The following is a 25,663-nucleotide window of genomic DNA, read 5'->3' on the forward strand; positions in this document are numbered from 1 at the left end:
GCGTCCGCGCGGCCGGCTCCGTCGGCGTGGCGAACGGGCGCGCCGACGCGCACCCACGCATAAACGCGATCCGCGCACGGAAACACGCGGAGCGCGCGTTTATGCGAGCGGATCGCGTTTATGGGCGCGGCGGCACGAGCCCCGACCGCGCGCCGGGTCCCCGAGCCCGCAACCCAGGTCCCTGAGCCTGTCGAAGGGACCGGCACTACCCCTCGACGACCAGATCGAGCAGATGGCCCGAGAGGGTCTTGCCGTGGGGATCCGCGGCGCGCGAGCGCGTCACTCCCCCGTCGAGACGACCGCGCACCACGACGGTGAACGCGCCGAGACGCGGCACCGCGTGGATCGTGACGTGCGCGGCGTCGACACCGAAGTGCGCGGCGACGCGGTCGACCCGAAGCATCTCGTCGACCCGGGCGAAGTCGTGCTGCGCGTAGGGCGCGACGACGAGGATCGAGGTGTCGCCCTTGTCTCCCGCGCGGGCGTGGGCCAGATCGCCGAGGGTCGTCATGACACCATCTCCACTCGGGGCTCGACCCGATCGCGGTCGATGAAGGTCGATACGATCCCGACGGTCTCCTTCAGGCTGAGGTCGGCGCCGCCGCCGCCGGCGGGACCGTTCGTGTAGAGCGCCTCGACCTCGCGGTGCAGCAGGGCCGCCGCCACCCGGTCGAACGTACGCAGCGAGAGGCGCGCGCGCACCTCGGCCGGTTCCCCGTGCGGTTCGTGCCAGGGCCGCAACGAGTTGTACCCCTGCAGGTCAGCACGCACCTCGCCCGGATCGCGGCCGTGCACCTCGTCCCAGCGCTCGCGCACGATCCGCAGGGCCAGCTCGGCGCGCTCTCGCGCACCCCGGCCCGCGTAGGCGATGCTCCCCACCGCGAGGAATCCGTCGCGCACGCCCACGCTCACCTTGAGCTGCTCCGGCCGGCCCTGCGCGGAGGCCGCCGACACGCGCACGCGGTCCGGCCCCACCTCGTCGATGCGCACATCGCCCAGGTCGAGGGTGGCATCCGGGGTCTTGTACCGACCCGGGTCGTCGATCTCGTACAGCAGTTGCTCGAGCACCGTGGCCCGCGAGATGAGGCCTCCGGTGCCGTCGGCCTTGCCGAACTCGGCGACGCCGTCGGCGGCGACGTCCGCGTAGGGGAACCCGAGGGTCGCCAGCCCCGGCACGACCTTGCGATCGCCGTCGGCGAAGTATCCGCCCGTGAGCTGGCCCGCGCACTCGAGCAGATGACCCACGAGGGTGGGGGCAGCCATCTCGTCAGGCGAGGCGTCGTCCCACCCGTGGTGCACGGCGATCGGGGCGGCGAACAGGGCCGCGTCGCCCATACGGCCCGTGATCACGACGTCGGCGCCGTTCTCGAGGGCGCGCATCGCGGCCCCGGCGCCGATGTAGGCGTTCGCCGAGACGAGCCGGTCGCCCAGGTCGCCGATGGTCAGGTCGGTGCCGGTGATACGAGCGTCGGACGGGACCCGTGCGGTGACGTCGTCGCCGACGACCGCCGCGACCCGGCGTCCTGCCCCGCGCGGATGAGCGGCGAGAAGATCGACGACGGCGCGTGCGAGACCGACGGGGTCGGCCGCACCGGCATTGGTCAGGACGCGGGTTCGTGGCGCGAGGTGCGGCAGCACCCCGGTCAGGCGGTCGAGGAACAGTCGGTCGAACCCGGCGCCCGCCGACGAGGCCGCACGTTGCTGGGCGAGACCGATCGTGCGCTCGGCGAGGCACTCGAAGACGAGGGCATCCAGATCACCGTGCTCGGCGAGGATCTCGGCCGGCTCGAAGCGGTCGCCGGCGAAACCGCTGCCGGCGCCGATACGGAAGGTGCTCACGGTCGGGCCACCCCCTGCCAGATCGAGACGAGATCGTCGGGAGCGATGGATGCCGCGGGCACGGCGCCCGCGACGAGGGCGGCGTCGAGGCCTCCCCCGTCGACGCGACCGTCCTGGATCAGGGTCACGAGGGTCTCCTGCACCGCGCGCGAGCGCGCATCCCGGCCCCGGGCGAAGATGCCGTCGAACTCTGCGCCGTGACCGCCGGGGGTGTCCCCCTCGCGACCGACCTCGAGGTAGGCGGCCCCTCCCCCGGCGGCGCGCTGCTCCGCTACGAGGCGCGCGGCCGGTAGCCGGTAGATGTAATCGCCGAGCAGGCGCCGCCAGGCTGCGTCCGTCTCGTCATAGGCGTCCCGCACGCTGCGCGGTGCCGCGCCGGTCAACGTCTGCACGGCGTCCACGAGCGGCCCGTCGAGAGCGGGTACCGACCCGGGGCCGAAGCCCTCCATCTCGTCGGTGCCGGCGGCGGCGAGCACGAAGGTGTCGCGCAGAGCGCCCGCGCGCACGGCATCCAGGGGATGGCGGGGGACGACGGCATCCGGGGCTCCCTCGTCGATCGCGACGCCGAAGCCGACGGGACGCACCCCGTTGCGGATGCCGAGATCGCGCGGGGCGACAGCCGCCTGCGCCGCGAGCACGGCCCGCGGGTCGAGGTCGATCAGACGCTCCGCGTCGAGGTCGCCGAGAATCGCGTCGCCGAACCGCGCGGCGTCGTCCGCCGCGATGACGCGCGAGGCACCTCCCGAGAAGCACGCGAGAGCCCGCGGGCGCGGGACGCCCGGGGCGACCGCGGCGGCCGCCGCGAGGAAAGCTCCCGCGCTCTGCCCGATGAGCGTGAGGCGAGACGCGTCGCCCCCGAACGACGCCGCGGCGGCGTGGATCCACCGCAGCGCGGCGCAGACGTCCTGCAGACCGAGATCGTGGGCGGCGGAGAGCGCGCCGCCGCGGTGCGCGAAGCTGCCGAACCCGAACGCGCCGACGCGGTAGTTGAGGGTCACGACGACGCTCTGCGCGGCCTCGGCGAGAGCGGCGCCGTCGAAGTACGGCGTCGAGGCGGTGCCCATCTCGAAGCCGCCGCCGAACAGCCACACCGCGACGGGAGCGGCCTCCGCGCCCCGCGGAGCCCAGACGTTGAGGGTCAGGCAGTCGGTCGCCGATTGCCCGCTCGGCAGGTCGAAACCGGGAACGGGGGGCTGGATCGGCGCGGGTCCGAACCGTCCGCCGGGGGCGGCCGGGGCCACTGCCTCGGTCGGCACCGGGGCCGCGAAAGGGTGCGCGAGGGTCGCGAACCGCACGCCCAGCCAGGCGTCGATCTCGGCGCTCACGGTCGCCCCTCGATAGTCGGGATGGCCTCGATGAGCGACCGCGTGTAGTCCTGGGTCGGCTTCGCGTAGATGTCGCGCTTGTCGCCCTCTTCGACGAGATCGCCGAGGTACATCACGCCGATGCGGTCGGAGATGAACTCCACCACCGACAGGTCGTGCGAGATGAAGAGGTACGACAGCCCGAAGGCCTCCTGCAGGTCTTTCAGCAGATTGAGGACCTGCGCCTGCACCGAGACGTCGAGCGCCGACACCGGCTCGTCCGCGACGATCAGCCGCGGTTGCAGCGCGAGAGCGCGCGCGATCATGATGCGCTGGCGTTGCCCGCCCGAGAAGTCGACGGGCTTCTTCTCGAGCGCCGCGCTGCCGAGACCCACGTGGTCGACGAGCTCTCGCGCACGGTCGCGCTGGTCCTTCGCCGTGCCGCGCCGGTGCACCTGGAGCGGCTCCATGATGAGGTCGGCGACCGTCATGCGGGGGTTCAGTGCGCCGAAGGGGTCTTGGAAGACGATCTGCACATCGCGTCGGTACTGCTGACGGGCGGCGCGGTCCAGGCGCGTGACGTCGACGCCGTCGAAGCGCACCGTGCCCGAGGTGGGCTCGGTCAACCGGGCCACCATGCGGGCGACGGTGGACTTGCCGCTCCCCGACTCCCCGACGAGCCCGTAGGTGCGGCCCTTCTCGATCTGGAACGAGACGCCCTTGACCGCGGTGACCTGTCGGCGACGCGAGACGTGGAAGGTCTTCGTGAGGTCCTCGACCTCGAGCAGAGCGGTCATACCGCGACTCCTTCGGCTTGCCGCCGCACCCGATGACCGGGGGCGACCGTGACGAGTTCGGTGACGGGACGGAGGTCGACGGCATCCTGTCGCGCATCGCGCAGCCACGGAGCGATGGATGCCACGGTGGGAAGGCGCGGGCGATCGTCGCCGAGCACGGGGATCGACATCAACAGGGCGCGTGTGTAGTCGTGCGCCGGATCGTGCAGGAGCGTGGCGGTCGGACCGCTCTCGACCACCTGTCCGCCGTACATCACGACGGCCTCGTCGCACGTCTCGGCGACCACGCCGAGGTCGTGGGTGATGAGCATCAGCGCGAGGCCCAGGCGCTCGCGCAGCGACCCCAGCAGGTCGATGACCTGACGCTGGAGCGTCACGTCGAGCGCGGTGGTGGGCTCGTCGGCGATCACCAGTTCGGGCTCGCACGAGATCGCCATCGCGATCATGACGCGCTGGCGCATCCCCCCGGAGAGCTGGCCGATGCGGTCGCCGCGGATGTCGCGTGCTTTGCCGAGCCCGACGATGTCGAGCAGCTCGCGCACGCGATCGGCGCGCTGACGTCGGGTCATGTCGAAGTGGGCACGGAGGCCTTCCTCGAGCTGCTGCCCCACGGTGAGGATGGGGTGCAGCGACGACATCGGCTCCTGGAAGACGAAGCCGATCCGACGACCGGCCATCGCGCGGCGGTCCGCCGCGCCCATGCCGATCAGCTCGCGGTCGTCGAAGCGGACGGAGCCGGTGGGGGTGAGTTTCTCACCGAGGAGCCCCGCGATCGCGAGAGCGGTCAGCGACTTGCCGCTCCCGGACTCGCCGACCACGGCCAGTGCCTGCCCGCGGTCCAGCTCGAAGTCGACCGATCGCACGGCGTCGTAGCGTCCGCCCTCGGTGTCGGCGGTGATGGAGAGGTCGGAGACCTGCAGCAGTGGGGCGCTCATGCGCTCTTCCTCCCGAGACGGACGCGAGGGTCGACCACCGAGTACGACAGGTCGACCAGGAGATTGACGATGATCACGAACAGACCGGTGAAGAGCACGATCCCCTGGACCAGCGAGTAATCCCGACGCCCGACGGCATCCAGGAGCAGGCGCCCCATGCCCGGAACACCGAAGATCGTCTCGACGACCGCGCTGCCGGAGAGCAGGCTCGCGACGAGCAGACCGGCGACGGTCATGATCGGCAGGGCCGCGACCCGCACGATGTGCACGGCGCCGATACGCCGCGGAGCCACCCCGAGCGAGCGGGCTGTCGTGACGAACGGTTCGCGCACGACGTCGAGGATCGCTCCCCGGGTGATGCGGGCGACGAAGGCCGACTCGGCGATGCCGAGCGACAACGCCGGCAGGGTGATCGAGCGCAGGTGCGGCCAGAACCCCTTCGACATCGGCACGAAGCCGCCGACGTTGAACCAGTGCAGCCACGCGGCGAAGACGACGATGAGGATCAGCGCGACGACGAACTGCGGCACGGAGATGCCGATGATGCCGAGGGCGGTGGCGACACGGCCGGCCGGGCGGCCGTTGCGGAACGCGGCGAGCGCGCCGAGGCCGATGCCGAGCACGAGCGCGACGATCAGCGCGATGACGCTGATCTCGAGCGTGACGAGGGCGTAGTCGGGGATCACGTCGACCACGGGCTTGCCGAGGAAGAGACTGTCGCCCAGGCGCAGGGTGACGACGTCGCCCAGGAAGCGGCCGAACTGCTCCCAGAGCGGTGCGTTGAGTCCCAGCTCGTCACGGAGCGCCGCGACCTGATCGGGCGTCGCGGAGTCGCCGAGCAGGATGGCGGCCGGGTCGCCCGGGGCCAGACGCAGCAACAGGAAGACCAGCACGAGGGGCACGGCCACGGTGGGCAGCAGCGCGAGGAGGCGCTGCGCGAGATAGCGGAGCATGTCAGCGGCCTCCGGCGCGCGGGTCGAGGATGTCACGGACGTTGTCGATGACGATGTTCATGGCGAGGACCGTGAGGATCAGCGCGAGGCCGGGGAAGCCCCACATCCACACCGCCGAGGTGAGATAGCTGCGGGCCTCCGACAGCGACGCTCCCCAGCTCGGGACGTTCGGTGGGAGCCCCGCACCGATGAAGCTCAGCGCGGACTCGACGAGCACGGCGGTCGTGAAGGTGATGGCCGCCTGCACGAGAACCGGGGTCGTGGCCTGCGGCAGGATGTAGCGCCAGAAGATGCGGACGCTGCCGGCACCGATCGCGCGAGCCGAGTCGACCATGGGTAGTTCGCTCGCGACGAGCGCCGAGCTGCGGACGACACGGGTCATGCCGGGTACGAACACGATCGTCATCGCGAGGATCACGGTGCCGAGCCCGGGTCCGAGGATCGCGGTCATCGCGAGGGCGAGAACGATGATCGGGAACGACATCACGCCGTCGACGATGCGCATGACGATCGCGTCGAACCAGCGGAACATGCCGGCCAGGATGCCGAGGACCACACCGATCGCGGTCGTGATCGCGGCGGTGACGACGCCCACGGTGAGCGACGCCTGCGCACCGTAGACGGTGCGGGAGTACACGTCGCGGCCGAGGTTGTCGGTGCCGAAGATGTGCGTCGCCGAGGGCGGGCGGAGCCGCTCGACGGCGACGAAGGCGTTGGGATCCCCCGCGAGGACGGGGGCGAGCAGAGCCGCCCCCGCCATCACGAGGAGGAGGATGAGCGCCACCACGGCGATCGGTCGGTGCAGGAGTCGACGCCACAGCCGTGGTCGCACGGTGCGCGCGGCCGCCGCTTGGATCGACGTCGTCGTGGGGACGGTCATCTCGGACATGGGGATCCTTGTCAGGGGTGGAGCGGGATCAGGACTGGTCGAGCCAGGTGTTGTAGTACCAGCCGGCCAGCTCGTCGGGGTGCTCGGTGTGCACGCGGTTGGCGGTGATGAGCAGGGGTCGCGAGGTTCCGAACTTCAGGAACGGCAGGTCTTCGTACACGAGGGTCTGCAACTGCTCCCACGTCGCCTTGCGGGCGGCCGCGTCGGACTCGGTCGACAACTTCGACAGCAGCGCGTCGCGGTCGGGCGAGACCCACGTCCCCGGGAAGGTCTGCTGCAGGTAGGGCAGCAGCACCGGATCGGCGTACGTGGGGATGCCGGACGAGAACAGGTCGAAGGCCGTCGGGTCGGTCCGCAGCTGGATGACGCTCGCGCGGTCGATGACCTGCAGGTCGATGTTGATGCCCGCTTCCTTCAGCTGCTGCTGGGCGGGGAGCGACGGGCCGTACCAGGAGGGGTCCTCCTTCGTGGTGAGCCAGCGGATCGGCTCACCCATGTAGCCGGCTTCGTCGAGGAGCTTCTTCACGCGGTCGAGGTCGGGCTTGTTGTAGTTCTCGGTGCCGGCGTCGGTCGCCCAGGTGCTGTTGACCTCGGGGATGATGCTCCCGTCGACCGAGTAGAACTCGGGGTTGCCGAAGGCGGCGAGCATGATGTCGTCCATGTTCAGCGCCGCGAGGAACGCCTGCCGCATCGCGACGTTCGACATGATGCCCTGCGCCTTGTTGAACACGACGGTCGAGCCCGAGGTGGGGCTGAGCAGCACGGCCTGAGCGGCGCCGCCGGTGCTGACGGAGTCGTAGTCGTCGTACGACAGCGAGCCGCCGATGTCGACCTGGCCGGCCTCGGTCGCCTGGCGGCGAGTGGAGGCCTCGGGCATCGGGGTGAACACGATCTGGTCGGCGTAGGCGTTCTTCGCGCCGAGCCCGCCGTCGCCGGGGGTGTCGAGCTTCTGGTAGCCGTCCCAGCGGTCGAGCACGACGTCGCCGTCCGCGGCGTAGCTGCTGAGCTTGTACGGGCCGGTGCAGACGAGGTCGGAGACGGGGTCGGTGATGGGGCGGTCCTTCACGATGCTCGCGGGCATCATGTAGGCCGTCGTGAGCAGCGTCGGCAGCAACGGGCTCGGCGTGTTCAGCGTGATCGCGACGGTGGTGTCGTCGACGGCCTCGATCGAGGTGGTGAGCGACTTGAGGATCGAGCCGTTGCCCGGGGTCAGGAAGTACCGGTTGAGGCTCGCGATGACATCCGCCGAGGTGAACGGCTCGCCGTCCTGGAAGGTCACGCCGTCGCGCAGGCTCAGCGTGTAGCTGCCGCCGCCGTTGTCGACGAGGTCCTTCGCGAGCACGGGGCCGACTTCGAACGAGGTCGAGACGTCGAAGAGCGGCTCGCACACCTGACGGGCGATGACCCAGTCGGCCTGCAGGCTCGTCGCGAACGGGTCGATGATCGACGGCGTCGCGGACAGGGCGACGGTCAGCGTGCCGCCCGTTTGGGGCTCGCCGCCGTCGGTGATGCTCCCGGCGCTGGTGGAGCCGTCGGCGCCGCAGCCGGACAGGACGAGAGCGGATGCCGCCGCGAGCGCGGCGAGCGGGATCAGCCGGCGGACGCGCCGGTTCGGTCGAACATCGTGCCTCATTGCAGAAACTCCATCGTCGGGGTTCGGGATGCCGCGTCGGGGGAACGCGTATCCACTGTATACACTGGATCCAATGGATACGCAACGCACCCACCCCTATCCTCGAACGAACGGGAGTCGGCGCATGCGACCGAACGAGGAGGCAAAGTGGCGGCATCGATGAGCCCCGAGGTGATCGCCTCGCGGATCGCCCTCGCCATCCGTGAGAAGGTCATCCCCCCGGGCGCGGCCCTGGTCCAGGAAGACCTCGCCCGCCGGTTCGACGTCAGCCGCAGCCCCGTGCGCGAGGCACTGCGCATCCTCGCGACCGAGGGCGTGATCGAGATGACACCCGGCGGCGGCGCCTCGGTCCGCACGCTCGATCGCGACGAGCTCGACGAGCTCTACGAACTACGGCTCCTGCTCGAGCCGACGATCGCGGACGACATCGTCCGACGCATCTCGCGGGGAGAGATCACGGCCCTGGAGTCACGGGTCGCCGAGATGGAGTCGGCGACCGATGTCGGGCGGTGGATGCGCTCCAACTTCGAGTTCCACACCCGTCTGTACGACGCCGCCGGTCGGCCGCGCACCGCCGAGATCCTCAGGGGCCTCCTCGCCGCCGTGCAACCGTACTCGCAAGAGAACGTCGACCACCTCGGCGGGCGCGGGCAGGCCGACGAGGAGCACCGCGAGATGCTCACCGCGATCCGCGACGGCCACGCCGAGCGGCTCGCCGAACTCCTCCGGACCCACTTGGTCAGCGCGAAGAACCGCGTGGCGCACGCTCTGGCCGAGGGCGATGACGACCTCGACCCGCTGGCGCCGCTGCGCGGCGCACGCTGACCCGCGGAGGCTTCGACAAGCTCAGCCACCTCCGCCGAAACCCAGGTCCCTGAGCCTGTCGAAGGGACCGACACCCCCCGCCTCAGTCCAGGAAGATGTCCGGGTACATCGCCTCATCCGGCGTCCCGGGCACGGCGGCGTAGCCCGAGAAGTCGGTCACCCCGGCGGCCTCGAGCACGTCCTCCACGATCAGCGTCCGCCCGGTCCGCTCGCGCGACGGGGACGTGAGCACCTCGTACGCGGCGTCGGCGTAGATCTCGGGCGTCCGCGACACGGCCATGAGCCGGTCGCCGCCGATGACGTTCTGCACCGCCGCCGTGGCGATCGTCGTCCGCGGCCAGAGCGTGTTGGCCGCGATCCCGTCGCTCGCGAACTCCGACGCGAGACCCAGCGTCGCCATCGTCATCCCGAACTTCGCGAGGCTGTACCCCGTGTGCGCCCCGAGCCATTTCGGCGTGACGTTCAGCGGCGGCGACAGCGACAGGATGTGCGGGTTCTCGGCATCCTTCAACTGCGGGACGGCGGCGCGCGAGAGCAGGAAAGTCCCGCGGACGTTCACGTCCTGCATGAGGTCGTACTTCTTGGTCGCGAGGTCGAGCGAGCCCGAGAGGTCGATCACGCTGGCGTTGTTGACGACGATGTCGATGCCGCCGAACTCCCCGACCGTCCGCATCACGGCTTCGGTGATGGACGCCTCGTCCCGCACGTCGCCGACGATCGGCAGCGCCTGCCCACCCGCCGCCCGGATCTCCTCGGCGGCGGTGTGCACGGTTCCGGGCAGCTTCGGGTGCGGGGTGTCGGTCTTGGCGAGCATCGCGATGTTCGCGCCGTCGCGCGCGGCACGCAGCGCGATCGCGAGGCCGATACCGCGGCTCCCGCCCGACATGAGGATGGTCTTTCCTGCGAGCGTCACGAGCGTGATCCTTTCGCGGAGGCGGCGGCGAACGCGGCGACTCGCGCTCTCGCCTCGGGGGTGTCGAACGCGGCACCGATCGTCGCGGCCTCGTCGTCGAGGTTCTCGGCGAGCGCGCGGCCGGCCCCCACGCGCACGAGACGCGTCGCCTGGCCGAACGCGGCGGTCGCCCCGTCGAGCCAGAAGCGCGCGATCTCGGCGACCCGCGTCGCCAGATCCCCGGATGCCACGACCTCGGCGACGAGACCCCAGTCCAGGGCTTCGTCGGCCGAGAGCATCCGGTCCTGCAACAGCAGCTGCAGCGCCCGCCGCTGACCGATCGCCGCGGGCAGCAGGGTCGAGACGCCGAGGTCTGGTGTCAGGCCGATGTTTGCGTACCGGCTGACGAAGCGCGCGTTCTCGCTCGCCACGACGTAGTCGGCCGTCAGCATGAGGCCGAGCCCGCCGCCCGCCACGGCACCCTGGACGGCCGCGACCATCGGCAGCGGCGCTTCGGCGAACGTACGGATGCCGTCGTGGATCGCCCGCGCCGTCTCGGTCACCTCGGCACCCGAGGAGCCCGTGGTCGCCATGGCCACCACGTCGCCACCCGCGCAGAAAGCGGGGCCATTGGCATCCAGGATCACCGCTCCGACCGACGGGTCGGACGTGACCTCGTGCGCGACGGCGCGCCAGCGCGCGGCCATGGGGAAGTCCATCGCGTTGAGCGAGGCGGGGCGGTCGAAAGTCACCCGCGCGAGGCCGCCCTCGACGTGGAGCAGAATGCTGTCGGTCATTTCGGCGCCATCCGGATCGCACCGTCGAGTCTGATCGTCTCGCCGTTCAGGTAGCCGTTGTCGACGATCGCGAGCACGAGCCGCGCGTATTCGTCGGGGGCGCCCAGGCGCGAGGGGTACGGCACCTGTTGCCCGAGCGAGTCCTGCGCCGCCTGCGGCAGGCCCTTCAGCATGGGGGTCTCCATGATGCCGGGGGCGATCGTCACGACCCGGATGCCGTGGCGCGCGAGCTCGCGGGCGATGGGAAGCGTCATCGCGTGCACGCCGCCTTTACTCGCGGAGTACGCGGGCTGGCCGATCTGCCCGTCGAAGGCCGCGACGCTCGCGGTGTTGACGATGACGCCGCGGTCGCCCCCCTCGGTCGGCTCGGTCCGGGCCATGACGGCCGACGTCTGAGCGATGACGTTGTAGGTGCCGATGAGGTTGACCCGGATGACGCGCTCGAAGTCGCCGAGCGGCGAGGGGGTGCCGTCGCGGTCGAGCACCTTGGCAGGCGGAGCGATGCCGGCGCAGTTGACGACGACGCGGAGCGGCCCCGCCTCGGACGCGCGGGCCGCGGCAGCGGCGACCTGTTCGGCATCCGTCACATCGGCAGGGGCGAACGTACCGCCGAGTTCCGCGGCGATGTCCGCGCCGGGCGACGACGGGAGGTCGACGACGGTGACGTGCGCGCCCGCCGCAGCGAGGCGGCGCGCGGTGGCCAGACCCAGACCCGACGCACCGCCGGTGACGAGGGCAGAGGCTCCTGAGATGTCCATGCGTTCTCCTTCGAAGCGAAACTCAGTATCACCCTACCCGGGACTCAGGTTCGCGCCGAGCCCCGCCCGCGTCGCCGCCCCGTGCGCTGCGGATGGGTGTGGATGGCGGCCGTCGCCGCTCCGTCGACGAGCAGCGCGACTTCGTCGGGCTTCCAGCCGTACACGTCGCGCAGACTGTCGCCGAGCCTCGCAATTGCGTCCGGCATCGTGATCTCCACCCCGCGAGGGAGGTCTCGCGCGGTCTCGTCGAACGTCCGCGCCGTGCTCTGCAGCTCGGCGACCATCGCCCGCATGCGTTCCTGTCCGTATGCGGCGGATGCCAGAGCCCAATCGCCCACGACGACCGCTCGCCCGGCCGGGCAGGTGAGCGGCAACTCGGGGGTCCGCGGCCCGAGTCGAACGCGCACGACGGCGACCCCGATCGCCACGATGGCAGCGGACCCGGCGAACGTCGCCGGACCGAACGAGAAGCCGAGGTCGTACAGCGACGATTCCCATCCCGCCGCGAATCCCACGACGACCCGGGCCGCCGAGTAGACCGCGTACGCGGCGTTGGCGACGAGGATCACACGCATCGGCCAGCGCGGCTCGAGGCGTATACGTGCCGCCGCGAGGGCGCACGCCGTGCAGGGCACCGTGATCAGGAGCACCTTCACCGCCAGGGATGCCGGCAGCGGCACCGTCGCCGTCACGATGGCCGTGATCAGGGCGAGGACGAGGCTCGCGAGCGCCCAGCGTCGCGCTCTCTGCCCCGCGAGCACCTTGAGCGCCACGAGCAGCAGTGCGGGAGCGAGCACCATCGCAACGTCGCCCAGCACGAGGGCGATGATCCCGTCAGCCGCGGTGTACATGAAGTACATCGCGCTCGAGCCCACCGCGGCCACGCCCGACACGGCGGCGTAGCGCAGGAACAGCGTCATCGCCCCCGGAGTACCGATCCGCGGTAGAGCGGCGAAGAGCACCGCGGCCGCGACCGCCACGCTCACCGCCAGAATCCCGAGCGACAGTTCCATGACACCCCCGGTCCTCATTCTGCACGCCCACCACGGGCCCGGCTGGCCGGGGCCGCACCTGCTCGGCCGCTCGCGCGCCGGTCGGGGACGCGCCGCCGCGCGCCACCGCGAGCGGCGCGGCCCGTCGAGTGTCCAGAACACCCGGAGTCCCGCGAAAAACGTCCGGGTGTTCTGGACACTCGACCCGTGTTCAGCCCGCCGCGGGCTCGCGCCCGCGCGGGGAGCGCGCGAGGATCGAGCGATGAGCATCCCCGCGGCGTCCGAGCCCGTCCCGGAGCGCGTGCGGGAGATCGCCGGCGACGCGGCGCTCGAACCGGTGTGGCGCAACGCGATCGGCGGTGTGACGTTCCGGGCGGCGGGGACCGACGGCATCCGGTTCGTGAAGTTCGGGCCGCGGAACGCCGAGACCTCGATGCGCGCCGAGGCGGAACGTCTGCGCTGGGCGGGCGCGTTCACCCCCGTGCCGCGCGTGCTCGAGCAGGGGCAGGATGCCACGCACGAGTGGCTCGTGACCGAGGCGATGCCGGGGCGCTCCGCCGTCGATCCGCGGTGGATCGCCGATCCCGCTCGTGCGGTGCGGGCGGTGGGGCGAGGTCTGCGGGCGCTGCACGAGGCGCTCCCCGTGGTCGAGTGTCCGTTCTCGTGGGCGGTGCCCGACCGTCTGGCGAATGCCGCGGGGCGTGGCATCCGGGTACCCGCCGACCTGCGTGACGCCCCGCCGATCGATCGGGTCGTCGTCTGCCACGGCGACGCGTGCGTGCCGAACACCCTCGTCGCCGAGGACGGCGAGTGGACCGCTCACGTCGACCTCGGCGCCCTCGGCGTCGCCGATCGCTGGGCCGATATCGCGGTCGCGGCGATGTCGACGACCTGGAACTACGGTCCCGGTTGGGAGGAGCCGCTGCTCGCGGCCTACGGCGTCACTCCGGATGCCACCCGCCTGGCGTACTACCGAGCTCTCTGGAACGCGACGTAACGCCCTGCCGCCCGCGCCCCCATCCGTCGAGTGTCCAAGACACGCCGTATCTCGGGGCGCAGTTACGGCGTTTCCTGGACACTCGACGGCGGACACATCACGTGCCGACCACGCGGAACGCGCCCGACACCACCGCGGCCGTGAGCGCCACGGCGACGAGTCCAAGGGCACCCGCGAGGGCGACGGCATCCCGAGGCGACAGCGTCGAGGGACGCGACCACGTGCGCTCGACGTCGGCGCCGAAGCCGCGGGCCTCCATGGCGGTGGCGAGCGTCGTCCCGCGGCGCACGGCGAAGACCAGCAGCACGAACGCCATCGAGAAGAACCGGCGCAGCGCCCCCCGGTCACCGAGGCCGCGCGCGCGACGCGCGAGGGTCATCGTGCGCCAGTCGTCGACGAAGAGCCCGACCGTGCGCGCGCCCGCGAGCACGCCGAGCACGAACCGGCTCGGGAGCTTCGCGACCTGCGCCAGGGCGTCCGCGAGCTCGGTCGGGTCGGTCCGGGCGAACAGCAGGATCATGGGCAGCGCGAGCGCGACGACTCGCAGCAGCACGGCGAACGACAGGGCGAGCGAGTCGTCGCTGATCGTCGCGAAGAGGAAGGTGCCGTAGACGGTTCCCCCCGGTCGCGCGTACAGCAGCATGCTCACCGCGGCTACCGGGGCGAAAAGCAGCACCGGCACGAGGCGCTTCGCGACGACGCGGTACGGCAGACCCGTAAGCGGCACGCACAGCAGCTCGAGCACGAGCGCCACGGCGGCGCTCACCGCATCGACCGAGATGAGCAGAGGGAGCGCGAGCACCACCACCATCGCGACCTTCGTCACGGGATTCACGCCGTCGAGCCACGCCGTGCGGGGCGCGACGTCGACCGCGGTCATGCCGCGTCCCCCAGCGCGATGCGGTGCTGACCGAGGTGCCGCACCACGTCCGCGTCGTGGGTCACGGCGACGACGGTGCGCCCCCGCGCGATCTCGCGCTGCAGCAGCGCGACGAGCTCGCTCCATCCGCGCCGATCCTGGCCGAATGTCGGCTCGTCGAGCACGATCACTTCGGGCGAGGCCGCGAGCACCGTCGCCACCGACAGGCGTCGCTTCTGCCCGCCCGACAGCGTGAAGGGGTTCGCGAGGGCGAGGGATGCCAGGTCCAACCTCTCGAGAAGCTCGTCGACGATCGCGTCGACCTGGGCCGCCGGCATCCGCAGAGCCCGAGGCCCGACGGCGAGCTCGTCGCGGAGGGTCGGCGCGAGGAACTGGTGCTCCGGCTCCTGGAACACCGTGCCGATGCGGGTCAGCAGCTCGGTCGAGCGCCAGCGCGAGGGACGACGGATGCCGCGAGCCGCGAGGGATTCCGTGGCGACGACCTCTCCCGAGAGCTCCGGCAGGAGCCCCGCGAGGGTCAGCGCCAGGGTCGACTTGCCCGCGCCGTTCGGCCCGGTGACGACCGTCCCGGCGCCGCGCGGGACGGCGAGGTCGAGTCCCGCGGCGACGACCGTGCGCCGCTCGCGCCCGATCGACAGCGCCCGCGTCGAGAGCGCGGCATCCGGACCCTCGAGGCGAGGAAGCACGGGCAGATCGACCGGACGCCCCGGAACCCACACGCCCGCGGCGGCGAGCGCGTCACCGTGCTGGGCGAACACGCGATCGGGCGGACCGTCGGCCAGGACGCCCCCGCCGGGCGCGAGCACGACGACCCTGGTCATGAGGTCGGCCCACACCGCGGTGCGATGCTCGATCAGCACGACGGTGGTCCCGTCGGTGCGCGCGACGTGCTCGACCGCCGCCCGCACTTCGGCGACGCCCTCGGGGTCGAGGTTGGCGGTCGGCTCGTCGAGCAGCAGCAGCCCCGGACGCATCGCGAGCACGCCCGCGAGCGCCAGACGCTGCTTCTGCCCACCCGACAGCGCCTTCGTCGGGCGGTCGAGGGGCACGGACAGACCCACGGATGCCACGGCATCCGCCACCCGCGCCGGGATGTCCGCCGCGGGTACACCGAGGTTCTCGCAGCCGAACGCCACGTCGTCGCCGACTTTCGACAGCACGATCCCGGCCTCGGGATCCTGCAGGACGAGACCGATCCGGCCGCGCTGCCCCTCGGGGGCGCGGTCGTCGACGAGGATGCGGCCCGTGGCCACTCCCTCGTCGCTGCCGCCGAGGAGTCCGGCGAGGCCCGCGAGCAGGGTCGACTTCCCGGCTCCCGAGGCCCCGAGAAGGAGGACCCGCTCGCCGGGTTCGATCGTCAGGTCGACGTCACGCGTGGCGGGGAGCTTGCGGCCGGCGTAGCGCCAGCCCCAGCCCTCGACGTCGACGCGCGCGGGGCCCGGCATCAGACGTCGCGGCGTGCTTCCCGCCCGGCGGCGAATCGGCTGAGCGCCCCGGTCGCGGCGAGCGCGCGGACGAGCAGCCATCCGACCAGACCCGCGAGGAGGGCACCCGAGACGACGAGCGTGCCGAGGTAGGTGAGGTTGAACTCGACCGTCTTGGCGATGTTCGGCGACGACCCGACGAACAGCTCGTTGACCCACGCCCCCACACCGGCTCCGACGCCCGCGAGCATCGCGACGGGGAGCGAGAAGCGCAGGTAGAGGAACGCGAGGAAGATCAGCTCGGCGCCGAGCCCCTGCGCGAGACCCGACACGATGGTCAGGGGGCCCCAGACGTTGCCGATGAGCGCCGAGACGACGGCGGCGATCAGCTCGACGAGAAGCGCAGCACCCGGCTTGCGGATGATCAGACCGCCGATCACACCGCCGATGAGCCAGATGCCGACCGCGATGCCACCGAGGCCGGGGGTCAGGCCGTCCATCGCGACGAACCACAGCCCGCCGACGGTGTTCCAGCCCCAGAAGACGAGACCGACCGCGACACCCAGGACGGCAGCGACGACGATGTCGACGACCCGCCATGAGAAACGAGAGGCGGATGCCACGGCGGGGGCCGTGCGCGCAGACGTGGACGTGTGCATTTCTTCTCCTCCCTGCGCCGGCATGATCCGGATCAGGTTCGACGGTCGAAGCGTGGATTCGCTTCCTCTCAGCCCGGCTCACCGGACTCCCGTGGTTGTGCTGACGAGTATAGGGGGACGCCCGGGGTAGCGTGGGCGGGTGCACGAGCAGACTCCGGCCACGCGGCGCGCCGCGCGAGATTCCGCTGATCTGCGGGCCGACGAGGCGATGCCCTCGCCGGATCCGGCACCCGCGACGACGTCGGCGGACGTCCCGCTTCCCTCTGATGGAGCACCCGCGGCGGAGCTTCCGGACGCCCCCGCGGACGGCGCGAGTGCGGCGGGGCCCGCGCCCGAAGCCGGATCGCAGCTCGCACCCGCCGCCTCCGCGCCGCAGCCCGCACCCACCGCGCCCGCGACGCCGCCGGAGCCCGGGCCCGCAGCATCCGCCCCCTCTCCGGCGCCGCAGCCGGATCCCACTTCGGCGGCCCTCGGCGCACTCGGGTGGGTCGACCCCGACGCGGCGGCTGCGCCCCGCCCGGCCCCCGCCTTCGTCGTCTCCGGCGCCACTGGACGCCCCGTCGATCTGCTCGCGGGTCGACGTCGTCGTCGCATCCTGCGTCCCGCGACGGTGGTCCCGACGATCCTCCTGATCCTGCTGATCGGCGCCTACACCGCCACGACGCTGCTGTGGCCACTGAACGCCGTGCAGCCCACGGTCACGCCCATCGCCCTCCAGCCCACGGCCGCGCCGCCCGCCGACCCCGCGTGGCCGGCGCAGGGCGAGGCCGCGATCGCTCTCGAGGGCGTGCCCGGCGAGCTGTCCTCGTCGGCGAGCGCGCCCGAGTCGATCGCCAGCATCACCAAGATCGTGACGGCACTCGTCGTCCTCGACCGGTTGCCGCTCAGCCCGGGCGAGCAGGGGCCGTCGTACGCGTTCACGCAGGCGGACAGCGCCGACTACTGGCAGTACCGCGCCCGCGGAGAGTCCTCGCTCGACGTTCCCGTCGACGGCAGCCTGACCGAGTTGCAGATGCTCCAGGGCATGCTGATCGCCTCGGCGAACAACTACGCCCAGCGGCTGGCATCCGATCTCTTCCCCTCGAACGCGGACTTCGCCGCCGCGGCGAACACGTATCTCGCGGAACGCGGGATCACGGGCATCACGATCGTGAACCCGACCGGGATCGAAGCCGGCAACACCGCGACCCCCGCGGCGCTCATCGCGCTCGCCGAGAAGGCCCTCGCGAATCCCGTGATCGCCGAGATCGTGCGAACGCCCGAGCTGACCCTGCCCGGCGCCGGGTCGTTCAAGAACGGCAACCCGCTGCTCGCCGATCCGGGCGTCGTCGGGGTGAAGACCGGAACCCTCGACGCGTGGAACCTTCTGTCGGCGAAGGATTTCACGATCGGCACGGTGACCGTCCGCGCGTACGCGGCGGTGCTGGGCCAGCCCGGACCGGACGAACGCAACCAAGCGAGCCGCGACCTCTACGCGCGCATCGCCGAGGAGCTGCAGCCGCGACCCTCGGTGACCTCGGGCACCGTGATCGGCCGCGTCGAGACGCTCTGGGGTCAGGAGTCGAACATCGTCACGACCGCGGACGCCACGGTCGTGCTGTGGAACAGCGCCGTCGCCGGGACCTCCACACGTTTCGACCTCGGAGACTCACGCGCGGCGGGCGACGACGTCGGCACGCTCACCGTGACGGGCCCGCTCAACACCGACACCGTCGACGCTCAGCTGACCGACACGATCGACCCGCCGGACCCGCTCTGGCGCCTCACGCACCCCCTCGATCTGTTCGGTCTGAACGAATGAGCGGCATGGACATCCGAGTGGATGCCACCTCCCCGACGCCGCCCTACGAGCAGGTGCGGGCGCAGATCATCGCCGGCATCGAGAACGGGTCGACGGTCGCGGGCACGCGCCTGCCCCCGGTGCGGACGCTCGCGACCGACCTGGGCCTCGCGGCGAACACCGTCGCCCGCGCGTACAAGGAGCTCGAGGAAGCGGGCTACGTCGAAACGCGCGGCCGCGCCGGCACGGTCGTGCGCGGCACGGACTCCGCGTCGGCGCGCGCGGCGGAGGCGGCGCGCGCCTACGCCGACACCGTCCGTCGTCTGGGCATCGCGCCCGACGACGCGGTGGAGTTGGTGCGGGCGGCGCTGGCGGACGGTTAGCCGCCGGGGCGCTTTGGCGTGTGCAGCGTCGGCGCTCGCCGCGTCGGCGTGTGCGGCCTCGGTGCTTGCGGCGTCGGCGCGGGGCGCCGAGCTCGGGCGATAAACGCCGTTCGCTCACATAAACACGCTCTCCACGCGTTTCTGCGCGCGAATCGCGTTTATGGATGCCACGGCCACCACGCCCCCGCCTCGCACCCGAGCGCCGGGACGGCTGTGCTACCGTCGCCCGCAGTGACACGGGGTGCCCGCCAGGGCTGAGAACACACCCGTCGAACCTGATCTAGTTCGTACTAGCGAAGGGATGTCGCGAATGGTCGTTCGCACGTCGTCGTCTCCGTCCGCCCCCGCGGAAGCCCACACTCAAGCCCTCGCGCTCCTGCGCGAGACGTCGCCGCTCACGCAGTGCATCACCAACGCGGTGGTGACGAACTTCACCGCCAACGCGCTCCTCGCCCTCGGCGCGGCGCCCGCCATGTGCGACATCCCCGGCGAAGCGGGCATGTTCGCGCGGATCGCCGGCGGCGTGCTCGTCAACCTCGGCACCCCCACCGCCGAGCAGCGCGACGCCGCCCGCGAAGCCGTGTCAGCCGGCACGCCGTGGGTGCTCGACCCCGTCGCGGTGGGCGCCCTCCCCGTCCGCACCGCACTCGCGCACGAGGTGCTCGACGCGCGGCCCGCGATCATTCGCGGCAACGCCTCCGAGATCCTCGCTCTGGCCGGCGCGGGCTCGGGCGGGCGCGGGGTCGATACGACCGACGCCGCCGACGACGCCCTCGACGCGGCCCGCACCCTCGCTGTCCGCACCGGTGGCACGGTCGCCGTGTCGGGCGAGACGGACCTCATCGTGGATGCCACCCGCACGGCCCGAGTCCCCGGCGGCAGCGCCCTGCTCACCAAGGTCACCGGCGGCGGGTGCGCGCTCGGCGCGGCGATGGCCGCTTTCGCGGCGGTCGCGGAGCCGTTCGAGGCCGCGACCGCGGCGAGCGCCGTCTGGGCCGTGGCGTCGGAGCGGGCGGCATCCGGAGCCCGAGGACCGGGGTCGTTCGCCGTCGCCTTCCTCGACGAGCTGGCCGCCATCGAGCCCGCAGATCTCCGCGACCGGGTGGAGCTCCCGCGATGACCGACCTCTCCCTGCACCTCGTGACCGACCACCGCGTGCCGTTCTCGCGGCTGCGCGACATCGTCGACCAGGCCGTCGACGCGGGCGTCACGGTCGTCCAGCTGCGCGACAAGGTCGCGACCGGCGGCGAGCTCTACGCCCGCGCTCTCGACCTCGCGGACGTCATCGCGGGCCGATGCGCCTTTGTCGTCGACGACCGCCTCGACATCGTGCTGGCCGCGCGAGCGAACGGCGCCCGCGTCGACGGCATCCACCTCGGGCAGAGCGACCTCCCCGTCGACATCGCACGCACCCTGCTCGGCCCCGACGCGCTCGTCGGCTGGACCGCGAACACGCCCGCTCATCTTGCCGCCGCCGCAGCCTTCCCCGACGGCACGCTCGACTACCTGGGTGTGGGTGTCATCCGCGCCACCGCGACGAAACCCGACCACCCACGACCGCTCGGCGTCGACGGATTCGCCGAGCTCGCGGCATCCACCGTCCTGCCGTGCGTCGCGATCGGCGGCATCGACGTCGACGACGTCGGCCCCCTGCGCCGTGCGGGAGCTGCGGGTGTCGCCGTCGTCTCCGCCGTGTGCGCGGCCGACGATCCCGGCGCGGTCGTGCGCGCGCTCCGGGCGGCCGCCGCATGATCCCCCGCGTCCTCAGCATCGCGGGCACCGACCCGACCGGGGGTGCCGGCATCCAGGCCGACCTCAGCGCGATCGCCGCGTTCGGCGGTTACGGCATGGCGGCCGTCACCGCGCTCGTCGCCCAGAACACCCTCGGCGTGCGCGAGGTGCACGTGCCTCCCCCGGGATTCCTCGACGCGCAGTTGCGCGCGGTCAGCGACGACGTCGTCATCGACGCGGTGAAGATCGGGATGCTCGGCTCCGCCGACGTCGTGGCGACCGTCGACGCATGGCTGTCCGCCGTGCGTCCACCGCTCGTCGTCCTCGACCCCGTCATGGTCGCGACCAGCGGCGACCGCCTCCTCGAGGGCGACGCCGAAGCCGCGGTCCGCGAACTCTGCCGACGCGCCGACCTCGTCACGCCCAACCTGCCCGAGCTCGCCGTCCTCGTCGGCGAACCGCTCGCCCGCACCTGGGACGCCGCCGTCGCCCAGGCCCGGACGCTCGCCACGCGCGCCGACACCACCGTCCTCCTGAAGGGCGGACACCTCGACGGCGAACAGAGCCCGGATGCCATCGTCGACACGCTCGGCGTCCACCCGGTGACCGGCCCGCGCGTCGCCACCCGCCACACACACGGCACCGGCTGCTCGCTGTCGTCCGCCATGGCGACCCTCGCCGCGCACGGCCTGTCGTGGCCCGACGCCCTGGTGCGCGCCAAGCGCTGGCTCACCGGCGCCCTCGAGCACGCCGACGAGCTCCACGTCGGCCGGGGCAACGGTCCCATCGACCGCCTGCACGAGCTTCGCCCGCACATCGACCTGGGCCGTTCGTGGAGCGCGCAGCGCTGGGATGCCACCGCCTCGACCCGCGCCGACGTCGACGCGTGCGCGTTCGTCCGAGGACTGGCATCCGGGAACCTCGATCGCGACGCCTTCACCTGGTACCTCGGCCAAGACCTGCTGTACCTCCGTGAGTACGCGCGCGTGCTCGCCCGAGCCGCCGCGCTCGCCCCCACCGTCGATGAGCAGCGCTTCTGGGCGGCCGCGTCCGTGTCGTGCCTCGAGGAGGAGGCGGCGCTGCACCAGTCGCACGTCGATCCGGGGAACCTGGAGCCCGCGGCATCCACCCTCGACTACACCGAGCACCTGCACGCCGCGTCGGCCGCGGGCTCGTACGCGGTCCTGGTCGCCGCGATCCTGCCGTGCTTCGTGCTCTACACCGACATCGGCGTCCGCTGGCGCGGCACGTTCGAGGCCGATCATCCCTACGCCGACTGGCTCACCGCCTACGGCGACGAGAGGTTCGAGGCCTCGTCGGCCACCGCCGCCCGGATCACGGATGCCGCCGCAAGAGCGGCCACCCCTGACGTCCGGGCCGCGATGGCCGCAGCCTACGACCGCTCGATGGCGCTCGAACTCGCGTTCTTCGACGCGCCGCTCCGGCAGCGGTCGTGAACGCGCGGGCGGGTCACCCGCTCTTGCGGCGGAACTCCCGCTTGGTCACGGCGGCGTGCGTCCCTTGCACCGCGGAGTTGCCGTCGAGGTGCGCCTGCCCCGCGCGCTGCTGACCGTTCTTCTTCTCGAGCGCCTCACGGAACTTGCGCTTCATGTCGTCGGAGGGGGTCTCGTCGGTACTCATGTCCCCACCCTAGGCATGCCCCCGACGGCGCGCGAGGCCGTCAGACGTGACGGACCCGCTGCTGCAGGCGCGTGCGGATGTCGAACAGCTCCGTGCCGCCGACCTCTCGCGCGCCCGGGATCCCGCGCCGCAGCAGGGTCGTCAACGCGCTGCGCGTCACGAGCGCAACCGGCGTCCCCCGCACCTTGCCGAGGTCGGTGATCGCATCGAGAACCGCATCGTCGGGCAGCACCACGATCGCCCCGCTGAAGCGCACCCCGGCCGACCGCGCGACGACCCGGGCGCGCGACACGAGCTGCGTCACGGGCGATCCGATCACGTTCGCGCCCGAGATCTCACCGCGCCGAACACCCACCGGGCCGCCGAAGTCCTCGCTCAGCATCGCGTACAGCCCGCTCGGGCCGAGCACGAGGTGGTCGATCTTCTGCTCGGGGTCGCGCCCGTCGCGATCGGCGAACACGTCGTGCCACACGGTGTAGCCCATGCCGAGCTCGGACACGAGGCGCGCCGTCTCCTCCTCGGCGAGCGCATCGGCGAGGATGTGTCGGATCTCCGGCGGCGCGGAGCGCACGAGGGCCGGGTCGTAGGGATCGGCGATGTCGACCCCGCGCCCCACCCACTCGCGGATCAACGTCAGATACCGCTCGCGCCGCCAGCCGCCGGGCTGCCCGTGCGACCGCGCGCGAGGGCGCGTGTCAGCGGGTCGGGAGGGCGTGGATGCCGTCGCCCCGCCGCTCCACTCGCCCGGGGCCGATCCGCGGCCACGGTCGTAGGCCGCGCGAGCCTCGGGCGTTCCGACGAGCTCCCACGCACGCTGCACCTGGACGAACAGCGCCGCGTCGCCGCCGGTGTCGGGGTGCGTCTCGCGCAGGCGCGCGCGATAGGCGCGACGGAGCGCTTCGTCGTCGACGTCGACCGTCACGCGAAGCACCTCGTAGGCCGAGACCGACATCGGGCTGTCGAACACCTGCGTCATCCGTTCCGCCGCGCGCGTGCGCGGCGTCTCTCAGGCTAACGCGCCGCACCTGTGCACGGCCTCGGGCGCCGCGTGACGCGAGCCGCTCAGCCGCGCTTCTCGTTGCGCCGCGCGTAGGCCGCGGCATCCCGACTCGACAGGGCGAGCAGCACGAGGATGTCGAGCGCGAGCGTCACCAGCGTGGTCCCGACCGTGATCTCGTCACCCACGTTCCACCAGCTCACGAACGCCGCGACGATCGAGATCGTCGACACGATCATCACGATGACCCGCGCCGCATTGCTGCCCCAGAGCAGCAGGATGCCGAACACGAGCTGCACGAGGAACACGACGATGAGCACCCCGATGAAGGTCTCGGTCGACAGGCCGAGATCCTCGATGGTGTCTTCCGCGGGGATGGTGTTGTCACCGTTCGCGAAACCCGCGAAGGCGCGCAGCCACGGCGGCAGCCCGAACAGCACCGCCGCGCCCCACACGGCGCCCGAGAGTGCACGCAGCAGCACGAGCACTCCCCCGGCGACAGTCGCCGCGGGGCGCCGCATCCGCGGGTTGCGCTCCCCCGGAACCGCGAGGGGCTCGAACGCCGCCCGCTTGCGCGGCTGCCGGCGACCGCTCACGGCTCGACCCCGGCGTCGATGGAGCCTCGGGGCACGGCATCCGGAATCCGCACCGCGCGCACGTCGAGGATCGGCAGGTCGCCGTCGGTCGTGATGCTGTCGCCCCCGCCGTTCCGCGAGTGGTACCCGGTCGCGAAGTCGCGGATCACGTCGACCTCCACCCCGGCCACCGCCATGAGGCTGGCGACGATGTGGTCGCGTTCGATGTCGGTGTCGGCGTCGATGCGGTGCGTGACCTGGAGCGTGAAGAGCGAGAGCCCGACCGCACGGTCGAAAGTGCCGGCCGCGAGCCAGTCGACCCGACGTCCGCCCGGCAGCAGCCACCCGTCGGGGCACTGCCAGAAGCGGACGTGATGCCGCTTCGCCGGCGAACCGGCGACCTCCTGCTGGTAGGCGAGGTCCTGCATGCGCCCGAAGAGGAACAGTGGACTCACCGGAGCCGTCGGATAGCTGCGTCGCCGCAGCGTCGACGCGATGATCCGCCACGACGACCTCCAGCCGACGGGGTCGGCGGCGATCCATCCGGCCTCGGCCATCGCGCGCTCGATCTGTTCCCGCTCGCCGAGCACGGCCAGGTTGACCGGGTCGCCGAGCAGCCCGTCCGAGGTGCGCGTGCGCCCCATGAAGTAGTCCGGCACGTAGATCGCCGTGAGGATGCGATGAAGGCGCGGCAGCACCAGATAGGCGAGCAGCGCCCAGAACGCCACCGCCAACACCACACCCGCCCAGCCGACCTGGAACGCCTGCGTGAAGCTCAGGTACGCGAGCCAGATCGCGGCGAGACCGGCGAACACGAAGAAGAATCCGTCGAGCAGACGCCCGATCGACCATCTTCGTGTCCGGCGGGTCATGGGCGTCTCACCAGAGCGCGAGCGCGGGCTCGAAGGCGAGGGCGGATGCCACGACCTCGGGCGCGAGATCCTCGTGACGCCGTGGCGACCACGTCGGCGATCGGTCCTTGTCGATGAGCTGCGCGCGGATGCCCTCGACCAGGTCGGGCTGGGTCTGGGCGAACCACATGACCAGACCGTACTCCTGCGCCAGCGCCGCACGCAGGTCGGGCAGGGTGCGCGCCCGGCGCACGGCCGCCAACGTGACCGCGACGGCGGTCGGTGCCGAGTCGGCCAAGAGCTCGGCCGTCTCGTGGGCCTCGGTCTCGGGACGCGCGCGCAACCGCTCCAGGATGCCGTGCACGTCGTCCGCCGCGAAGGCGTCGTCGATCCACGGCCTCGCCGCCTCCAGTCGCGAGGGCCCCGCGGTCTCGTCGAACAGCAGCACGAGCTCGGTCGGACTCGCGGGATCCGCGCGCACCTGGAAGGCGTCGTACAGCGCCGGCAGGTGGGCGGTGGGCACCAGGTGGTCGGCGAATCCCGCGTAGATGGCGTCCGCGGCATCCATCGTCGCTCCCGTGAGACCGAGGTACTCCCCGAGTCGTCCCGGCGCGCGGGAGAGCAGCAACGAACCGCCCACGTCGGGGGTGAAGCCGATGCGGGTCTCGGGCATCGCCAGACGCGAATTCTCGGTGACGATACGGATCGCGGCGTGGCCGGCGAGACCGATACCGCCGCCCATGGTCACGCCGTCGGCGATCGCGACGACGGGCTTGGGGTAGGTCGCGATGAGGTGGTCGAGCGCGTACTCCTCGCGGAAGTAGGTGTGCACCTCGTCGACGCGCCCCTCCACCACCAGGCCGTGCAGAGCGCGCACGTCGCCGCCCGCGCAGAAGCCCCGCTCGCCCGCACCGTCGAGCAGGATGAGCTCGATGTCGGTGTCGTCCCTCCACCGGTCGAGCGCTGCGGCGAGGTCGCGGATCATGTCCAGCCCGAGGGCGTTGATCGCGCGGGGGCGGTTCAGGGTGAGATGCGCGACGCCGCGGAGGGTTCGCGCCAGGACGGCATCGTCGTCGGATCGCTGAGCGTTCACGCTGCCACGTTACACACGCGCCCGGCTGCCCTCCCGCC

27 protein-coding genes and 2 riboswitches are annotated in these 25,663 nt (G+C 72.0%); of the genes, 7 read left to right on the top strand and 20 right to left on the bottom strand.

The features are described 5' to 3' along the window. Positions 1–205: 205 nt before the first annotated feature. Genes NS283_RS03180 through NS283_RS03215 form a run of 8 tightly spaced genes read right to left on the bottom strand, consistent with a single transcriptional unit; the run spans position 206 to position 8,350 of the window. The gene (locus tag NS283_RS03180; protein WP_058595441.1) at positions 206–511 is read right to left on the bottom strand and encodes an AtuA-related protein; all 306 of its coding nucleotides are present in this window, start codon (positions 509–511) and stop codon (positions 206–208) included. Then, positions 508–1,839: an acyclic terpene utilization AtuA family protein gene (locus NS283_RS03185; protein WP_058595442.1), complete on the bottom strand. Its 1,332-nt coding sequence runs from the start codon at positions 1,837–1,839 to the stop codon at positions 508–510. Before NS283_RS03185 ends, NS283_RS03180 begins: the two co-directional genes overlap by 4 nt. Further along, positions 1,836–3,164 carry a carboxylesterase family protein gene (locus tag NS283_RS03190; protein ID WP_058595443.1) on the bottom strand — a complete coding sequence of 443 codons (1,329 nt, stop codon included), beginning with the start codon at positions 3,162–3,164 and terminating at the stop codon, positions 1,836–1,838. Before NS283_RS03190 ends, NS283_RS03185 begins: the two co-directional genes overlap by 4 nt. After that, a complete protein-coding gene (locus tag NS283_RS03195; RefSeq protein ID WP_058595444.1) occupies positions 3,161–3,940 on the bottom strand; it encodes an ATP-binding cassette domain-containing protein in 780 nt (259 codons plus the stop codon). The genes NS283_RS03190 and NS283_RS03195 overlap by 4 nt, the downstream gene beginning before the upstream one ends. Further along, positions 3,937–4,875: an ABC transporter ATP-binding protein gene (locus tag NS283_RS03200; protein WP_058595445.1), complete on the bottom strand. Its 939-nt coding sequence runs from the start codon at positions 4,873–4,875 to the stop codon at positions 3,937–3,939. The genes NS283_RS03195 and NS283_RS03200 overlap by 4 nt, the downstream gene beginning before the upstream one ends. After that, on the bottom strand, positions 4,872–5,864 hold the full coding sequence (locus NS283_RS03205) for an ABC transporter permease (RefSeq protein ID WP_241490368.1): 993 nt from the start codon (positions 5,862–5,864) through the stop codon (positions 4,872–4,874). Before NS283_RS03205 ends, NS283_RS03200 begins: the two co-directional genes overlap by 4 nt. Continuing rightward, a complete protein-coding gene (locus NS283_RS03210) occupies positions 5,830–6,717 on the bottom strand; it encodes an ABC transporter permease (RefSeq protein WP_058595446.1) in 888 nt (295 codons plus the stop codon). The genes NS283_RS03205 and NS283_RS03210 overlap by 35 nt, the downstream gene beginning before the upstream one ends. Positions 6,718–6,745: 28 nt before the next feature. Then, positions 6,746–8,350: an ABC transporter substrate-binding protein gene (locus tag NS283_RS03215; RefSeq protein WP_058595447.1), complete on the bottom strand. Its 1,605-nt coding sequence runs from the start codon at positions 8,348–8,350 to the stop codon at positions 6,746–6,748. A 147-nt stretch (positions 8,351–8,497) separates the two neighbouring features. Between NS283_RS03215 and NS283_RS03220 the strand changes: the two genes are divergently transcribed. Further along, the gene (locus tag NS283_RS03220; RefSeq protein ID WP_058595448.1) at positions 8,498–9,175 is read left to right on the top strand and encodes a GntR family transcriptional regulator; all 678 of its coding nucleotides are present in this window, start codon (positions 8,498–8,500) and stop codon (positions 9,173–9,175) included. Between the two features lie 82 nt (positions 9,176–9,257). On the opposite strand, the gene NS283_RS03225 is transcribed toward NS283_RS03220, so the two are convergent. The 4 genes from NS283_RS03225 to NS283_RS03240 are packed head-to-tail and all read right to left on the bottom strand — an operon-like array spanning position 9,258 to position 12,635. Next, complete coding sequence (locus tag NS283_RS03225) at positions 9,258–10,088, bottom strand: SDR family oxidoreductase (protein WP_058595449.1); 831 nt, start codon at positions 10,086–10,088, stop codon at positions 9,258–9,260. Then, positions 10,085–10,864, bottom strand: coding sequence for an enoyl-CoA hydratase/isomerase family protein (locus NS283_RS03230; RefSeq protein WP_058595450.1), 780 nt, complete (start codon positions 10,862–10,864; stop codon positions 10,085–10,087). Before NS283_RS03230 ends, NS283_RS03225 begins: the two co-directional genes overlap by 4 nt. Next, complete coding sequence (locus NS283_RS03235) at positions 10,861–11,622, bottom strand: SDR family NAD(P)-dependent oxidoreductase (RefSeq protein ID WP_058595451.1); 762 nt, start codon at positions 11,620–11,622, stop codon at positions 10,861–10,863. Before NS283_RS03235 ends, NS283_RS03230 begins: the two co-directional genes overlap by 4 nt. Positions 11,623–11,666: 44 nt before the next feature. Further along, positions 11,667–12,635, bottom strand: a complete 969-nt coding sequence (locus NS283_RS03240) for a hypothetical protein (protein WP_058595452.1) — start codon at positions 12,633–12,635, stop codon at positions 11,667–11,669. Between the two features lie 241 nt (positions 12,636–12,876). Here NS283_RS03240 and NS283_RS03245 point away from each other — a divergent pair, with 241 nt between their 5' ends. After that, complete coding sequence (locus NS283_RS03245) at positions 12,877–13,611, top strand: aminoglycoside 3'-phosphotransferase (protein ID WP_058595453.1); 735 nt, start codon at positions 12,877–12,879, stop codon at positions 13,609–13,611. 97 nt (positions 13,612–13,708) lie between these two features. Here NS283_RS03245 and NS283_RS03250 read toward each other — a convergent pair whose 3' ends face one another. The 3 genes from NS283_RS03250 to NS283_RS03260 all read right to left on the bottom strand — a co-directional run bounded on the left by NS283_RS03250 (position 13,709) and on the right by NS283_RS03260 (position 16,574). Further along, entirely contained in the window at positions 13,709–14,491 is a 783-nt protein-coding gene (locus NS283_RS03250) for an energy-coupling factor transporter transmembrane component T family protein (protein ID WP_058595454.1), read from the bottom strand. Next, positions 14,488–15,936 carry an ABC transporter ATP-binding protein gene (locus tag NS283_RS03255; RefSeq protein ID WP_058595455.1) on the bottom strand — a complete coding sequence of 483 codons (1,449 nt, stop codon included), beginning with the start codon at positions 15,934–15,936 and terminating at the stop codon, positions 14,488–14,490. Before NS283_RS03255 ends, NS283_RS03250 begins: the two co-directional genes overlap by 4 nt. Then, positions 15,936–16,574, bottom strand: a complete 639-nt coding sequence (locus NS283_RS03260) for an ECF transporter S component (RefSeq protein ID WP_058595456.1) — start codon at positions 16,572–16,574, stop codon at positions 15,936–15,938. The genes NS283_RS03255 and NS283_RS03260 overlap by 1 nt, the downstream gene beginning before the upstream one ends. Then, positions 16,567–16,677, bottom strand: a riboswitch (TPP riboswitch). Its footprint overlaps the gene before it by 8 nt. Positions 16,678–16,713: 36 nt before the next feature. On the opposite strand from NS283_RS03260, the gene NS283_RS03265 reads away from it, so the two are divergent. From NS283_RS03265 to thiD, 5 genes are all read left to right on the top strand, one after another. Beyond that, entirely contained in the window at positions 16,714–18,375 is a 1,662-nt protein-coding gene (locus NS283_RS03265) for a D-alanyl-D-alanine carboxypeptidase family protein (RefSeq protein WP_058595457.1), read from the top strand. A gap of 5 nt (positions 18,376–18,380) precedes the next feature. Then, positions 18,381–18,737: a GntR family transcriptional regulator gene (locus NS283_RS03270; RefSeq protein WP_193751386.1), complete on the top strand. Its 357-nt coding sequence runs from the start codon at positions 18,381–18,383 to the stop codon at positions 18,735–18,737. 227 nt (positions 18,738–18,964) lie between these two features. Then, positions 18,965–19,056: riboswitch (TPP riboswitch) on the top strand. Further along, positions 19,048–19,857: a hydroxyethylthiazole kinase gene (thiM, locus tag NS283_RS03275; RefSeq protein WP_081317235.1), complete on the top strand. Its 810-nt coding sequence runs from the start codon at positions 19,048–19,050 to the stop codon at positions 19,855–19,857. (Overlaps the previous riboswitch by 9 nt.) Next, the gene (gene thiE, locus NS283_RS03280; protein ID WP_058595460.1) at positions 19,854–20,489 is read left to right on the top strand and encodes a thiamine phosphate synthase; all 636 of its coding nucleotides are present in this window, start codon (positions 19,854–19,856) and stop codon (positions 20,487–20,489) included. Before thiM ends, thiE begins: the two co-directional genes overlap by 4 nt. Further along, a complete protein-coding gene (thiD, locus tag NS283_RS03285) occupies positions 20,486–21,925 on the top strand; it encodes a bifunctional hydroxymethylpyrimidine kinase/phosphomethylpyrimidine kinase (protein ID WP_058595465.1) in 1,440 nt (479 codons plus the stop codon). The genes thiE and thiD overlap by 4 nt, the downstream gene beginning before the upstream one ends. Positions 21,926–21,938: 13 nt before the next feature. On the opposite strand, the gene NS283_RS18840 is transcribed toward thiD, so the two are convergent. From NS283_RS18840 to NS283_RS03305, 5 genes are all read right to left on the bottom strand, one after another. Further along, positions 21,939–22,109 (bottom strand): DUF5302 domain-containing protein, encoded by a 171-nt coding sequence (locus NS283_RS18840; RefSeq protein WP_193752622.1) that lies wholly within the window; start codon positions 22,107–22,109, stop codon positions 21,939–21,941. A gap of 40 nt (positions 22,110–22,149) precedes the next feature. Further along, positions 22,150–23,076, bottom strand: a complete 927-nt coding sequence (locus NS283_RS03290; protein ID WP_058595466.1) for a DnaJ domain-containing protein — start codon at positions 23,074–23,076, stop codon at positions 22,150–22,152. A 95-nt stretch (positions 23,077–23,171) separates the two neighbouring features. Next, positions 23,172–23,702, bottom strand: a complete 531-nt coding sequence (locus NS283_RS03295; RefSeq protein ID WP_058595461.1) for a hypothetical protein — start codon at positions 23,700–23,702, stop codon at positions 23,172–23,174. Beyond that, a complete protein-coding gene (locus NS283_RS03300) occupies positions 23,699–24,553 on the bottom strand; it encodes an LssY C-terminal domain-containing protein (protein ID WP_058595462.1) in 855 nt (284 codons plus the stop codon). The genes NS283_RS03295 and NS283_RS03300 overlap by 4 nt, the downstream gene beginning before the upstream one ends. Positions 24,554–24,560: 7 nt before the next feature. Next, positions 24,561–25,625, bottom strand: coding sequence for an enoyl-CoA hydratase/isomerase family protein (locus NS283_RS03305; RefSeq protein WP_081317236.1), 1,065 nt, complete (start codon positions 25,623–25,625; stop codon positions 24,561–24,563). Between the last annotated feature and the right edge of the window lie 38 nt (positions 25,626–25,663).

Source organism: Microbacterium testaceum (assembly GCF_001476285.1).
GTDB lineage: Bacteria > Actinomycetota > Actinomycetes > Actinomycetales > Microbacteriaceae > Microbacterium > Microbacterium testaceum_B.

Excerpts from the sequence above, each read along its gene's own strand:
- NS283_RS03180 (WP_058595441.1), bottom strand. The coding sequence starts at position 511 with ATGACGACCCTCGGCGATCTGGCCCACGCCCGCGCGGGAGACAAGGGC.
- NS283_RS03195 (WP_058595444.1), bottom strand. The coding sequence starts at position 3,940 with ATGACCGCTCTGCTCGAGGTCGAGGACCTCACGAAGACCTTCCACGTC.
- NS283_RS03200 (WP_058595445.1), bottom strand. The coding sequence starts at position 4,875 with ATGAGCGCCCCACTGCTGCAGGTCTCCGACCTCTCCATCACCGCCGAC.
- NS283_RS03210 (WP_058595446.1), bottom strand. The coding sequence starts at position 6,717 with ATGTCCGAGATGACCGTCCCCACGACGACGTCGATCCAAGCGGCGGCC.
- NS283_RS03215 (WP_058595447.1), bottom strand. The coding sequence starts at position 8,350 with ATGAGGCACGATGTTCGACCGAACCGGCGCGTCCGCCGGCTGATCCCG.
- NS283_RS03230 (WP_058595450.1), bottom strand. The coding sequence starts at position 10,864 with ATGACCGACAGCATTCTGCTCCACGTCGAGGGCGGCCTCGCGCGGGTG.
- NS283_RS03235 (WP_058595451.1), bottom strand. The coding sequence starts at position 11,622 with ATGGACATCTCAGGAGCCTCTGCCCTCGTCACCGGCGGTGCGTCGGGT.
- NS283_RS03240 (WP_058595452.1), bottom strand. The coding sequence starts at position 12,635 with ATGGAACTGTCGCTCGGGATTCTGGCGGTGAGCGTGGCGGTCGCGGCC.
- NS283_RS03245 (WP_058595453.1), top strand. The coding sequence starts at position 12,877 with ATGAGCATCCCCGCGGCGTCCGAGCCCGTCCCGGAGCGCGTGCGGGAG.
- NS283_RS03250 (WP_058595454.1), bottom strand. The coding sequence starts at position 14,491 with ATGACCGCGGTCGACGTCGCGCCCCGCACGGCGTGGCTCGACGGCGTG.
- NS283_RS03255 (WP_058595455.1), bottom strand. The coding sequence starts at position 15,936 with ATGCCGGGCCCCGCGCGCGTCGACGTCGAGGGCTGGGGCTGGCGCTAC.
- NS283_RS03260 (WP_058595456.1), bottom strand. The coding sequence starts at position 16,574 with ATGCACACGTCCACGTCTGCGCGCACGGCCCCCGCCGTGGCATCCGCC.
- NS283_RS03270 (WP_193751386.1), top strand. The coding sequence starts at position 18,381 with ATGGACATCCGAGTGGATGCCACCTCCCCGACGCCGCCCTACGAGCAG.
- thiM (WP_081317235.1), top strand. The coding sequence starts at position 19,048 with ATGGTCGTTCGCACGTCGTCGTCTCCGTCCGCCCCCGCGGAAGCCCAC.
- thiE (WP_058595460.1), top strand. The coding sequence starts at position 19,854 with ATGACCGACCTCTCCCTGCACCTCGTGACCGACCACCGCGTGCCGTTC.
- thiD (WP_058595465.1), top strand. The coding sequence starts at position 20,486 with ATGATCCCCCGCGTCCTCAGCATCGCGGGCACCGACCCGACCGGGGGT.
- NS283_RS18840 (WP_193752622.1), bottom strand. The coding sequence starts at position 22,109 with ATGAGTACCGACGAGACCCCCTCCGACGACATGAAGCGCAAGTTCCGT.
- NS283_RS03300 (WP_058595462.1), bottom strand. The coding sequence starts at position 24,553 with ATGACCCGCCGGACACGAAGATGGTCGATCGGGCGTCTGCTCGACGGA.